Genomic DNA, 12334 nt, shown 5'->3' on the forward strand with positions numbered 1-12334 from the left:
TTAGTTACTCTTTTTAGAATATATTTGTATAATACATTTGTCGCATTTTATAAATATAATAAAAACATGATAACAGGAAGCTATCCAAACCTAAGGCTTAGACGTAGCAGAAAGAATGATTGGTCTAGAAGACTTATTCAGGAAAACAGCCTATCTTCAAGTGACTTTATTTTACCAATATTTCTTATTGATGGAAAAAATAAGAAACAATCCATAAAAACTATGCCTGGAGTTTTTAGGTATTCTATAGATAAAATTGGTCATATTGTTGATAAAGCCATTAAGAATAAAATACCTATGGTTGCGTTATTTCCATACACAAATTCAAAGTTAAAAAATGAAATTGGCACCGAAGCGTTAAATGATGACAATTTAGTTTGTAGAGCTATCCAATATATTAAAAAAAGATACAGAAATGAAATTGGTATTATGTGTGATGTAGCCTTAGATCCCTACACTTCCCATGGACATGATGGTCTTATAAAATCTGGCTATATATTAAATGATGAAACAAATGAAATTTTAATTAATCAATCCTTATTGCAATCTGAAATGGGCTGTGATGTGCTAGCACCTTCAGACATGATGGATGGTAGGATTGGAAAAATAAGAAAAGCACTTGATAAAAATGGTTATCAATTAGTTCAAATTCTTTCCTACGCAGTAAAATATGCTTCAAGTTTTTATGGACCTTTCAGAGATGCGGTTGGATCAAGAGGACTTCTAAAAGGAGATAAAAAGACCTACCAAATGGATTTTCGAAACAGTAATGAAGCCTTAAGAGAGGTTGCCCTAGATATAAAGGAAGGAGCAGATATGGTAATGGTGAAACCAGGAATGCCCTACCTTGATATTATAAAATCAGTAAAAGATAATTTCAAAATTCCAGTTTTAGCTTATCAAGTTTCAGGAGAATATAGCTTACTCACAAATAGTATTAATAAACGTTTAATAGATAAAAACTCAATATTAGAAAGCTTGATCTCATTTAAGAGAGCTGGTGCAAATGCAATAGTCAGTTATTATGCTGACAGAATAAATGAAATAATACTTTAAGACTATTTCAATAAATTTATAAAATAACTTCTTGAAACGGGTAAATTTAAATTATTTGGTTTCAATATGCTTTTTTCAAGATAATCAGTAAGAAGCTTAAAACCTTTTAATAAATTTTTTAAATCAATATTTTTTGTATTATGATCTATCAAAAAGTTTGGAATAAATTTTTTTTCTGAAGATGATTTTACAAAATAATTAATCTCTCCTTCTATAACTTCTTTTTCAACCATCTTTTTAAGCTCAAGATCGTAACCAAGTAATTTTAATAACTTTAATTCCCAAAAAATATATTCTTCAATCCAATTATTATGAGTTAATAAATCAAAAAATTCATCTATTAAAATGTAAATGTCATTATTTGATTGAGCTTCAGCTGTTAAAAGTTTTACAAGATGCATAGCAGAAGTTATGCAGCAAAGTTTTATACTATTATCAAAATAAATTGGCGTAGTAGCTTTAACAATTTCTAATTTAAAATAACCTATTCTATTTGAACTTTTGGAATTATAATTAACATGAATTTTATTGCCAATCTGTAAATAATTTTTAATTTTTTTTGAAGTTCCACCAAAAATAATACCAGAAATTTTTCCATAATTTTCAGTAAATACCTCTGCTATAATGGAATTTTCATTGTATCGATTTTTAGATAACAAATATCCTTTATCATCCCAATTCATTTTTTAAAAATACTCTCAAAACATAAGGTTGCAGCGTTCTGTTCAGCATCTTTTTTAGATGAACCATCTGCTGTAAAAATTCTAGTATTTTTTAATTTCACAGAGACTTTAAATAATGGTTTATGACGAGGCCCTGTATTTGATATTAACCTATAGATAGGTAAAGTTTTAAACATCTTTAAAGAATATTCTTGAAGTTTAGTTTTGGCATCTATTTCAGTTACCACACTTGCATTAATATGCTCATTCCACAAATTTAGAATAAATTTTTCAACAAAATTAATACCTTTGTCTAAATAAATCGCACCTATTAAAGCTTCTAAGCAATCAGCTATAACTTTGTCTTCAATTACAATTTTTTTATTTTTTGGATTAAATACCAAAATATATTTTTGTAATTCAATTTTTTTTGCAATTTCTAAGCATTTTCTTTTATTAACTAGAGATGCAAATTTTTTATCCAATATTCCTTCACGTTCATCTGGATAGATTTCTAATAATTTTTTTGCAATAACTAACCCTAAAACTCTATCACCTAAAAATTCAATTTTTTCATTATTATTCAAAGAGTCATAGCTTTTATGAGTAAGACTTTTAATTAAAATCTTAGGATCATAAAATTTTAACTTTAATTTCTTTTCTAAGATTGTTGAGGATATTTTCATTAATTAATAGTTTTAAAAAAACGATCAAACCTAATAGTTTTGTGCCATTTCCAAAAAGAAAAGATACTTGCAATTCTAAAATCAGATGAAAAAAAAATAAATTGTGCCTTACCAACTAGATTGTCTTCATGAACATATCCAACACTTGTTAAATATCTACTATCTTTAGAACAATCTCGATTGTCTCCAAGGAAAAAGTAATGTTTTGGTGGAACTATAAATACATCAGAATTTTGAAAACTATAATTTTTTAAATAAACGGTATTATGTATTGCACCATTTGGCAATTTTTCTTCAAACTTAACAACATCTATAGTTTGATTGCCACAATAAATTATATCATTTTTTGGAACCCTTGATTTAAAAATTTGATTATTATTAAGAAATAAATCACCATTTATGAATTGAATATTATCTCCAGGTAATCCTATTAATCTTTTGATATAATCTGTTCTATTGTCAGCAGGGGTTTTAAAAACAATAACATCACCTACTTCAGGTTTTTGTGAAAATATTCTGCCATCGAATATTGGTGGACTAAATGGAAAAGAATGTTTGCTATAACCATAAGAATATTTGGTAACAAATAATCTATCCCCTACCAATAAAGTAGGTTCCATAGAAGATGAGGGTATATAAAAAGGCTGTATAAAAAAAGATCTAATAATAACTGCAATGATTAAGGCATAAAAAATTGTTTTGGCATTTTCAATTATAAAGTTTTTACTTATCATTATTTATTTTTTTGTAAAATTACGTATGCTATAGAATATTTTTTTTCATCAGAAATTGACAGAAAGAAATTGAATGAAGATGTTTTGAATTGAACTTTAACAATATTTTTTATCTTATTTGTAATTACAAAAGAAGGTTTACCTAATTTATCATTAATAATTGATATATCTTTAAAGTTAAGATTATTTCTAAAGCCAGTACCAATCGATTTGGCCAAAGCTTCTTTAGCAGCAAATCTTTTTGCATAATATGCTTTTTTATTTCTAATTTTTTTAGCAATAAGTATTTCTGAGTTAGAAAATATTCTTTTAATAAAATTATTATTTTTTATCAATTTATTAAATCTTGAGATATCAACTATATCAACACCTATACCAAGTATTTTCATGGTTATTTATTTATTATTTTTCTAAAAGATTTAATCGTTTTTTTTAAACCATGAGTGACAGATTCACCAATTATAAAATGTCCAATATTGAATTCTGTAATTTCTTTAATTTTTGTTAATATTGCAGTTGTTTTATAGTCAAGACCGTGACCCGCATGGATTTCAAGACCAAAATTTTTACCAAACTTAGAGCATTTTTTAATTTTTATTAGTTCTTTTTTATAGTCTTTATTTTTTTTAATTAAATCTGAAATTTTTCCTGTATGTATTTCAACACAATCAGCATTTAATTCTTTTGCACTTTGAATATCTTTTAAATTTGGATCTATAAATAGGCTGGTTCTAATATTTACTTTATTAAATAATGAAATTACTTTTTTAATTTTAACTCTATTTTTATTTAAATTTAAACCACCTTCTGTAGTTATCTCTTTTCTTTTCTCTGGAACAATGCAAATATAATTGGGTTTATTTTTTAATGCTATCTTTACTATTTCATCATTTAAAGAAATTTCCAGGTTAGTAATTATTTTTCTATCTTTACAGATTTCTAAAACATCTTGATCATTTATGTGCCTTCTATCTTCTCTTAAATGTATTGTAACTGAATCTGCACCACATTTACTAACATGTTTTGCTATCAATAATGGATTTGGATGGTTTGAGCCTCTTGCATTTCTAATTGTTGCAACATGATCTATGTTTACACCCAATTTTTTCATTTTATAAATCTACTTCCTGGCACTGTTATGGGTGTATTTTTAAGAAATTCAGGAAGTTTATTTTTTTTAAAAGTTGGAACATCAATTTTCATATGAGAAATAATTTCTTTTTTTATTTTTAAAGATTTTTTTGTTGATCTATCAATAATGGTAGCAAAACCAACAAGTTTTGCTCCTGGTCTAGTAATTAGATTTACACATTCTAAACTGGATTTTCCTGTTGTTATAACATCTTCAATAATTAATACTTTAGAACCTTTTTTAATATTAAAGCCTCTTCTCAAAGTAAATTTACCGTTAACTCTCTCGCAAAATATAGTTTCTTTTTTTAAAATTTTACCTATTTCGTAGCCAATAATTACTCCACCCATCGCTGGAGCCAAAATTAAATCTATATATTTAAATTTTTTTTTAATCTTCTGGGCCAATGATTTACAAATAGAATTAGCTAAATTTGGAAAACTTAACAGTTTTGCACATTGAATATATTTCGATGAATGTAGTCCAGAAGAAAGTACGAAATGTCCCTCAAGTAAAGCGTTAGTTTTTTTTAAAATATTTAAAGATTTTTTGTGTGAAAGCATTTCTTTTTTCCTCGTGTCTTATGATTTTAAACTTAATATTCTTTTGTTTTAGTTCGCTAATAAAATTTGTAAAGTTTTTCAGGTCTCTAATTATCAAATGGAACTTAAAGTTAATATAATATTGTGTTTTTTCATGCATCTCAACATTAGATATGTTTAATCTGTGATTACCTAGTAATGTTGTAATTTCACCTAGTTTACCTGGTTGATCTGGTAAAGATATCCATAAAGTAGTGTTATATTTCTTTATTCTTTCTTCTTTTTGTTCACCTTTCGAATGCCAATATCTTCTTATTGCTGCTCTAGCTTTTCCTGTTTTAGTAACTGGTATCCAGTGAAGTGAAGGTGATTTATTTTTTGAAGTTATTATATTAACGACATCTCCATTATGAAGAATACTTTGTAGTTCACTATCATTTCCATTTATTTGACAGCTAATAGCATTATCACCAATTTTTGTGTGAACCGCATAAGCAAAATCAATTGGAGTTGCGCCCTTTGGCAATTTTATTACTGAACCTTTGGGTGTGAAGCAAAAAACATTTTCCTGAAACATTTGAAGTTTAGTATACTCATAGAAATGTTCAGGATTTTCATTTTTATCAATAATTTCTACTAAATCTGCTAACCAATCATATTCTTTCCAAGTAAGAGAGTTAAATTTCTCAGAAGATTTATATTTCCAGTGAGATGCAATACCTCTTTCAGCAAATTCATGCATTTCCATAGTTCTAATTTGAATTTCTATAGGTCTTTTATTTGGTCCAATTACAGCTGTGTGTAATGATTTATAGTGATTAATTTTTGGTGAAGAAATATAATCTTTAAATTTTCCAGGTATACAGTTCCAATGTTGGTGAAATATTCCAAGTGCTTGATAACAATCATACTCACTAGGCAATATAACCCTAAAACCTATTATATCTGTAATTTGCTCAAGGGATATTCTTTTTTTTTGTACTTTTCTCCAAATTGAAAAAGGAGTTTTTTCTCTTCCAAAAATCTTAGCTTTAATGTCATGATCATTTAAAAGTTCTGTAATTTGTATAGAAATTGATTTAAAGTTATTTACTTTATCTTCACGAATTTCATCTAATCTTTTTTTGATAAGTTCTCTTGCTTTATTATTTAAAACTTTAAAAGATAAATCTTCCAATTCATCTCTTATTCTGTGCATGCCCATTCTATCAGCTAATGGTCCATAGATCTCCATAGTTTCCTTAGCAATTCTTTCTTTTTTTTCAATTTTGCTAATAGCATCAATCGTTCTCATATTATGTAAACGATCCGCAAGTTTTACTAATAAAACTCTAATATCTTTAGAGGTAGCTAAAATTAATTTTCTAAAATTCTCAGCTTTTGAACTAGAGTTTGCTTGATTTTCAAAAACAGAAATTTTGGTTACACCCTCAACTAAATCCGCAATTTCTTGTCCAAACTCTATCTTGATATTTTCATATGTAGCATGTGTGTCTTCAATTGTGTCATGAAGTAATCCAGTAACAATTGTAGCGCTATCTAATTCTAAATCGCTAAGTATAGAAGCAACAGCTATTGGATGATTTGAATAGGGATCGCCTGATGCACGTTTTTGATTTTCATGCGCTTTAACAGCGTATTGGTATGCTTTATTTAATTTTTCAGGATTTAAAAACTTATTATAATTTTTGACTTTATTTATAAGTTCTTCAGAATTAAGCATAGGTTATTATAACACTAATTTATATTTGTTTAATAGATCTAAGGTTTTTTACTGACAAACTATAGACTAAATTAACAATATTTTTACCAGATTTTGGATCTTTCCACTTTTTATCTATTTCAAATAAAGGCAATAAAACAAAGCTTCTCATTTTCATTCTAGGGTGTGGAATAAAAAGGTTTTCTTCAATAAAATTTAATACTTTTTTGTCATAATCAATAATATCAATATCACATGTTCTTGGAGCATTCTTCTTTGTTCTAGATCTACCTAATTTTTTTTCAATTAATTTACAATATTTCAATAATTCAAGAGGGTTAAGTGTAGTTTTGACCTTAATGACTACATTTATATATTTTGGCAACAGTGGATCTGGCCATGAGTTAGATAGATAATATGATGAGGTTTTAACTATTTTTATTCTATTTTTTTCTAATTCAAATTTAGCTAAATTAATATTGTTAATTTTGTTACCTAGATTTGATCCGATTGCCAAATATGAATGTTTAACTCGATTTTCTAATATGTCTGGCTTTTTCACGATTCCAATCTCTGTTTTTTTTAGTAGCTCTTTTGTCAAATTGCTTTTTACCTTTTGCAACTGCTATCTCAATTTTAGCTTTGCCCTTTTTAAAATACATTTTTGTTGGAACAAGAGTTAGTCCATCTCTTTGCATTTTACCAATTAGTTTATTAATTTCTTTTCTATTTAATAATAATTTTCTTTCATCTGTGGGATTATGATTAGAATAACTTGCTTGTTTAAATGCTGAGATGTGTGAATTAATCAAAACAATTTCTCCACTTTTTTCAACAGCATAAGAGTCTGCTATATTTATTTTGCCTTCTCTAATCGATTTTATTTCAGAGCCTTTGAGAACAATTCCAGCTTCAATTAATTCCTCGAAAAAATAATTAAAACTTGCTTTTCTATTTAAGCAAATAATTTTTAAACCAGAATTGGTTTTTTTATTCATTAGAGTAATTTTGCAGATACTAGAGCTTTTTTTACAATATTTTTGGTTGTGTCAGTAACTTTAACCAATGGCAATCTTACATCGTCCTCACATAAGCCTAAAAGTTTAGCTGCATGCTTAACTGGACTTGGATTGCTTTCAACAAACATTGAGCTATGAACAGGTTGTAAAATTTTATCTAATTTAACAGCTTCAAGTTTACTTTCTGCATTATCTAACTTTGATGCCTTCTGAAAATCTGAGCATAACTTAGGTGCAATATTTGCTGTTACACTTATTGAACCAATACCACCTCTGTTATTAAACTCTAAAGCATTATCATCATTACCTGTAAGTTGAATAAAATCATTTCCCATCTTATCTTTTTGTTGGTTAACTCTTTCTAAATCACCTGTAGCATCTTTAACGCCAACAATATTTTTCAATTCAAACAATCTAGCCATTGTATCAACAGACATATCGATTACAGATCTTCCAGGAATATTATAAATTATAATTGGTATTCCACATTTATCATTTATCGCTTTATAGTGTTGAAATAGTCCCTCTTGCGTAGGTTTATTGTAATAAGGTGTAACCACCAATGCCGCATCAGCACCTGCTTTTTCTGCATGCGTTGTGAGTGAAATTGCTTCTTCTGTAGAATTAGAACCGGTTCCAGCTATTACTATAGTTTTACCATTGCTCTCTTTAACGCATAAATCGATTACTTTTTGATGCTCATTATGACTTAAAGTTGGAGATTCACCCGTTGTACCTGCTGGTACCAATCCATTTGTACCATTAGAAATTTGAAAATGTATAAGCTTAATATAAGCATCTATATCTAGCTCATTATTTTTAAACGGGGTGATTAAAGCAACATTTGATCCTTTGAACATAAATACTTATAACATAGTTTAAAGATTCATTTACTAAATTTATGGTTAAAAATACTTTATTTTTTATAAAATTATTTTTGTTATTATTGTCAATAATAAGCAATTCTTATGCTGCTGAAGTTACAATATTACCCTTAAAAAAACCTATATTAGATGAAAAAACAAAAAATGAAAAAATTTCCCAGAGTACAATAAAACCAAAATCTAAACCTACAAAAATTCAATTAAATAAAGATAAAGTTGCAAAAGTTGTTGATAAAAAGATTAATTATTCAATTCCAAAGAGCAAACCTTTAATAGTAAAAAAGATAAAACCCTCGGTTAAAAATACTTCTAAATATTATAGTCAAAAAGATTTCGCCATAGCAAAAAAATCTATTCAGGCAATGGAAAAAAGTCAGTGGTCATCAGCTTTGTCAATTTCTAAAAAAGCAAAAGACAAATCTATATATAATTTTGTTCAATGGAGACATTTATTAACTTCAGGAAATCAAGCAACTTTTTACGATTATTTAGTTTTTTTAAAGAATAATGATGACTATCCTCGAATAAACAGAATTAGATATTTAGCAGAAGAAAAACTTTCTACAGAAAAAATTTCACCCAAGAAAATCATTGATTGGTTTAATTCGAAGGAACCATTAAGCGGTTATGGTGAACTAATATTAGGAGAAAGTTTTATTCAAACTGGAAATATTGAAAAAGGAGTTTCATTGATAAAAAAAGGTTGGATCACAGCCAAACTTTCAAGATCTCAAATGAAAAAATTGAACAAAAAATATAAAAAATATCTTAATTCAACAGACTATGTAAAAAGGGCTGATTATTTAGCCTGGGAAAATAAATATTGGGATTTAAAAAGAATGCTTATTTATCTGCCAAAAGATTATCAATTACTTTATACAGCTAGACAAATTTTAATGAGTAAATCTTATGGTGTAGACAATGCAATTAAAAATGTTCCACAAAAATTTAAAAATGATGCTGGTTTAAATCATGATCGACTTAAATGGAGAAGAAAAAGAGGAAGAATTGATAGCTCTCTAGAGATTATATTTTCAATTAAAAATGATAAAGATTATCTTGTGAGACCTGACAAATGGTGGGTTGAAAGAGCTATAATGACAAGAGCTCTAATTTATAAAGATAAATATGAAACAGCATACAAAGTTGCAAGTCAACATTCTCTTGATCCAGGTCCTGAATTTGCTGAAGCTGAATGGGTAAGTGGATGGATTGCATTAAGTTTTTTAGATGATCCAATTTTAGCAATTGATCACTTCAATAATTTTTACCAAAATGTAAGTTATCCTATAAGTCTATCTAGAGGTGCATATTGGCTTGGTAGAGCTTATGAAAAAATTGGTGATAAAAAACAATCAGAAGATTGGTATAAGGAGGCAACTAAATATCTAACCACATACTACGGTCAATTAGCTTTTTTAAAAATTAGTCCCAATGAAAAATTTGAACTTGAAGAACAACAGATTGTTGAGGATGAATATAGAAAATATTTTAAAAAAAAAGAACTTGTTAAAATTAGTTATCTTTTAGATGAATTAGATAAAGATAAATATACTAAAAATATCTTAAGACATCTAGCAAATGATAATATTAAGAGTGGAAGTGAGGTTTTGGCTGCAGAACTTGCAACGAATATCTCAAGATATGATTTTGCTATACAAGTTTCAAAGATAGCCTCATATGAAAAGAGATTTCATAATACTTACAACTATCCAATAATAAGTGTGCCTCAATACGTGAATGGAAGAAAAATTCCTGAAACTGCTTTTATACTATCACTTATAAGACAAGAAAGTGAATTTGATATGAGAGCTAATAGTCATGTTGGTGCTCAAGGGTTGATGCAGCTAATGCCTTACACTGCAAAACTAGTTGCAAAACAAGCAAAGCTCCCCTACTCAAAGTCTCGGTTAACCTCTGACCCAGAATATAATATCAATTTAGGATCTCATTATATCGCAGGGTTAATACTTGATTATGATGGAGCTTACCCGTTTGCAACAGCAGCTTACAATGCTGGACCTAAAAGAGTTAAACACTGGAAAAAAATTAATAAAGATCCGCAAAAAAAACAGATTGATTTTGTTGATTGGGTTGAATTAATTCCATTCAAGGAAACTAGGAATTATGTTCAGCGTGTAATGGAAAACTATAATGTTTACAGATACATTTTAGAAAAAAAACCTATAGAAATGAAAGATTTTTTTAAGGATCAACCACTATTCTAATGGCGGAAGAGGAGGGATTCGAACCCTCGGTACAAGTTTCCCCGCACGGTCATTTAGCAAACGACTGGTTTCAGCCTCTCACCCACTCTTCCACAGATTAACGATATAGCTGATTGTATTGAATATTCAATATTTATAAAGTAATTATTATTAATTATATGAAAAACAACTATTCAATATTTTCTTTAGTTAAAAATGCTTTTTCCTACCATGAAAATTGGCAAAAGGCGTGGAAAGACCCTGCTCCAAAAAAAGAGTACGATGCAATAATTATTGGAGGTGGTGGTCATGGTCTTGCAACAGCATATTATTTAGCAAAAAAACATAATATGAAAAATATTGCAGTTGTTGAAAAAGGATGGATTGGTGGTGGAAACACAGGAAGAAACACAACTATTATAAGATCAAATTATTTATGGGACGCAAGTGCTGGCCTTTATGATCATGCTTTAAAACTATGGGAGGGTCTTTCACAAGAAATAAATTATAACGTAATGTTTAGTCAAAGAGGTGTGATGAATCTGGCTCACAATCTTCAAGATATTAGAGATTTAAAAAGAAGAACTCACGCAAATAGATTAAATGGAATTGATGCTGTTTATTTAAGTACTGAAGAAGTTAAAAAATTTTGTCCAATCATAAACACTTCTCCTAACATACGTTATCCTGTATTAGGTGGAACATTACAAAGAAGAGCTGGAACAGCTAGACACGATGCTGTTGCGTGGGGTTATGCGCGTGGTGCAGATGAAATGGGTGTCGATATAATTCAAAATTGCGAAGTAAAAGGTATTAAAAGAAATGGTGATGAAGTTGAAGGTATAGAAACTTCGAAAGGATTTATTAAAGCTAAAAAAATTGGCGTAGTTGCTGCAGGTCACTCAAGTGTACTTGCAAATATGGCTGGTTTACGTTTGCCCTTAGAGAGCAAACCTCTTCAAGCTTTAGTGTCTGAGCCTGTTAAACCAATCATTGATACAGTTGTGATGTCTAATGCTGTACATGCTTATGTTAGCCAATCTGACAAGGGTGAACTTGTAATTGGTGCAGGTACAGACGATTATGTTTCGTATTCACAAAAAGGAAGTCATGATATTGTTGAAGGAACTTTAAACGCTATTTTAGAACTTTATCCCATTTTTAGTAGAATGCGTATGCTTAGACAATGGGGTGGTATTGTTGATATTTGTCCAGATGCAAGCCCCATAATAAGTAAGACTACTATAAAAGGTCTTTATTTTAACTGTGGTTGGGGCACTGGTGGATTTAAAGCAACACCTGGGTCAGGTGATCTATTTGCTCATACGATAGCTAATGATGAGCCTCATAAATTAAATGCTGCATTTAATCTAAACAGATTTGTTAGTGGGGATCTTGTAGATGAGCATGGTGCAGCGGCGGTAGCTCATTAATGTTTTTAATTACTTGTCCCTTTTGTGGAGAAAGAGAGCAAAGCGAGTTTAAAGCTGGTGGAGAAGCTCATATTGAAAGACCAAAACAACCTACAGAATTAAGTGATGATGAGTGGGCAGAATATCTCTTCATGAGAAAAAATATTAAAGGTGTGCAATTTGAAAGATGGAACCATGCCCACGGATGTCGAAAATGGTTTAACATGGTACGTGACACTTCCAATGATGAAATAAAAGCCGTTTATAAAATGGGTGAAAAACCACCGTCAATTTAATT

Annotated in this window: 14 protein-coding genes and 1 tRNA gene; 4 read left to right on the forward strand and 11 right to left on the reverse strand. The window is 28.8% G+C overall.

The window, feature by feature from the left end; translation table 11 throughout:
- The first annotated feature begins 66 nt into the window (after nt 1-66).
- Nucleotides 67-1056 (forward strand): porphobilinogen synthase, encoded by a 990-nt coding sequence (gene hemB, locus AC5SL8_RS03140; protein ID WP_494580746.1) that lies wholly within the window; start codon nt 67-69, stop codon nt 1054-1056.
- A 2-nt stretch (nt 1057-1058) separates the two neighbouring features.
- Here the strand turns inward: hemB and recO are convergent, their stop codons facing one another.
- The 10 genes from recO to dapA are packed head-to-tail and all read right to left on the reverse strand — an operon-like array spanning nt 1059 to nt 8393.
- Nucleotides 1059-1739 carry a DNA repair protein RecO gene (gene recO, locus AC5SL8_RS03145; RefSeq protein WP_494580747.1) on the reverse strand — a complete coding sequence of 227 codons (681 nt, stop codon included), beginning with the start codon at nt 1737-1739 and terminating at the stop codon, nt 1059-1061.
- Entirely contained in the window at nt 1736-2404 is a 669-nt protein-coding gene (gene rnc, locus AC5SL8_RS03150; protein ID WP_494580748.1) for a ribonuclease III, read from the reverse strand. Before rnc ends, recO begins: the two co-directional genes overlap by 4 nt.
- Complete coding sequence (gene lepB, locus AC5SL8_RS03155) at nt 2404-3138, reverse strand: signal peptidase I (RefSeq protein ID WP_494580749.1); 735 nt, start codon at nt 3136-3138, stop codon at nt 2404-2406. Before lepB ends, rnc begins: the two co-directional genes overlap by 1 nt.
- Nucleotides 3138-3527: a holo-ACP synthase gene (acpS, locus tag AC5SL8_RS03160; protein ID WP_494580750.1), complete on the reverse strand. Its 390-nt coding sequence runs from the start codon at nt 3525-3527 to the stop codon at nt 3138-3140. Before acpS ends, lepB begins: the two co-directional genes overlap by 1 nt.
- A gap of 2 nt (nt 3528-3529) precedes the next feature.
- Nucleotides 3530-4249, reverse strand: coding sequence for a pyridoxine 5'-phosphate synthase (locus tag AC5SL8_RS03165; protein ID WP_494580751.1), 720 nt, complete (start codon nt 4247-4249; stop codon nt 3530-3532).
- Nucleotides 4246-4833 (reverse strand): orotate phosphoribosyltransferase, encoded by a 588-nt coding sequence (gene pyrE, locus AC5SL8_RS03170; protein WP_494580752.1) that lies wholly within the window; start codon nt 4831-4833, stop codon nt 4246-4248. Before pyrE ends, AC5SL8_RS03165 begins: the two co-directional genes overlap by 4 nt.
- Complete coding sequence (locus AC5SL8_RS03175; protein ID WP_494580753.1) at nt 4790-6535, reverse strand: bifunctional (p)ppGpp synthetase/guanosine-3',5'-bis(diphosphate) 3'-pyrophosphohydrolase; 1746 nt, start codon at nt 6533-6535, stop codon at nt 4790-4792. The genes pyrE and AC5SL8_RS03175 overlap by 44 nt, the downstream gene beginning before the upstream one ends.
- 19 nt (nt 6536-6554) lie before the next feature.
- The gene (gene folK, locus AC5SL8_RS03180) at nt 6555-7076 is read right to left on the reverse strand and encodes a 2-amino-4-hydroxy-6-hydroxymethyldihydropteridine diphosphokinase (protein WP_494580754.1); all 522 of its coding nucleotides are present in this window, start codon (nt 7074-7076) and stop codon (nt 6555-6557) included.
- Nucleotides 7042-7512 carry an SsrA-binding protein SmpB gene (gene smpB, locus AC5SL8_RS03185; RefSeq protein WP_494580755.1) on the reverse strand — a complete coding sequence of 157 codons (471 nt, stop codon included), beginning with the start codon at nt 7510-7512 and terminating at the stop codon, nt 7042-7044. The genes folK and smpB overlap by 35 nt, the downstream gene beginning before the upstream one ends.
- Nucleotides 7512-8393: a 4-hydroxy-tetrahydrodipicolinate synthase gene (gene dapA, locus AC5SL8_RS03190; RefSeq protein ID WP_494573646.1), complete on the reverse strand. Its 882-nt coding sequence runs from the start codon at nt 8391-8393 to the stop codon at nt 7512-7514. The genes smpB and dapA overlap by 1 nt, the downstream gene beginning before the upstream one ends.
- 86 nt (nt 8394-8479) lie before the next feature.
- Between dapA and AC5SL8_RS03195 the strand changes: the two genes are divergently transcribed.
- Nucleotides 8480-10645, forward strand: a complete 2166-nt coding sequence (locus AC5SL8_RS03195; RefSeq protein WP_494580756.1) for a lytic transglycosylase domain-containing protein — start codon at nt 8480-8482, stop codon at nt 10643-10645.
- Here the strand turns inward: AC5SL8_RS03195 and AC5SL8_RS03200 are convergent.
- Nucleotides 10646-10737 (reverse strand) — tRNA-Ser (locus AC5SL8_RS03200).
- A gap of 66 nt (nt 10738-10803) precedes the next feature.
- Between AC5SL8_RS03200 and AC5SL8_RS03205 the strand changes: the two genes are divergently transcribed.
- Nucleotides 10804-12057, forward strand: coding sequence for a sarcosine oxidase subunit beta family protein (locus AC5SL8_RS03205; protein ID WP_494580757.1), 1254 nt, complete (start codon nt 10804-10806; stop codon nt 12055-12057).
- A complete protein-coding gene (locus AC5SL8_RS03210) occupies nt 12057-12332 on the forward strand; it encodes a sarcosine oxidase subunit delta (RefSeq protein WP_494573642.1) in 276 nt (91 codons plus the stop codon). The genes AC5SL8_RS03205 and AC5SL8_RS03210 overlap by 1 nt, the downstream gene beginning before the upstream one ends.
- The last annotated feature ends 2 nt before the right edge of the window (nt 12333-12334 follow it).

This window comes from Candidatus Pelagibacter sp. PS_41 (assembly GCF_059417725.1).

Bases quoted from the DNA above. Each gene is read 5' to 3' on its own strand.
- hemB (WP_494580746.1), top strand. From the start codon at position 67: ATGATAACAGGAAGCTATCCAAACCTAAGGCTTAGACGTAGCAGAAAG.
- acpS (WP_494580750.1), bottom strand. From the start codon at position 3,527: ATGAAAATACTTGGTATAGGTGTTGATATAGTTGATATCTCAAGATTT.
- rnc (WP_494580748.1), bottom strand. From the start codon at position 2,404: ATGAAAATATCCTCAACAATCTTAGAAAAGAAATTAAAGTTAAAATTT.
- recO (WP_494580747.1), bottom strand. From the start codon at position 1,739: ATGAATTGGGATGATAAAGGATATTTGTTATCTAAAAATCGATACAAT.
- AC5SL8_RS03165 (WP_494580751.1), bottom strand. From the start codon at position 4,249: ATGAAAAAATTGGGTGTAAACATAGATCATGTTGCAACAATTAGAAAT.
- lepB (WP_494580749.1), bottom strand. From the start codon at position 3,138: ATGATAAGTAAAAACTTTATAATTGAAAATGCCAAAACAATTTTTTAT.
- pyrE (WP_494580752.1), bottom strand. From the start codon at position 4,833: ATGCTTTCACACAAAAAATCTTTAAATATTTTAAAAAAAACTAACGCT.
- smpB (WP_494580755.1), bottom strand. From the start codon at position 7,512: ATGAATAAAAAAACCAATTCTGGTTTAAAAATTATTTGCTTAAATAGA.
- dapA (WP_494573646.1), bottom strand. From the start codon at position 8,393: ATGTTCAAAGGATCAAATGTTGCTTTAATCACCCCGTTTAAAAATAAT.
- AC5SL8_RS03205 (WP_494580757.1), top strand. From the start codon at position 10,804: ATGAAAAACAACTATTCAATATTTTCTTTAGTTAAAAATGCTTTTTCC.
- AC5SL8_RS03210 (WP_494573642.1), top strand. From the start codon at position 12,057: ATGTTTTTAATTACTTGTCCCTTTTGTGGAGAAAGAGAGCAAAGCGAG.
- AC5SL8_RS03175 (WP_494580753.1), bottom strand. From the start codon at position 6,535: ATGCTTAATTCTGAAGAACTTATAAATAAAGTCAAAAATTATAATAAG.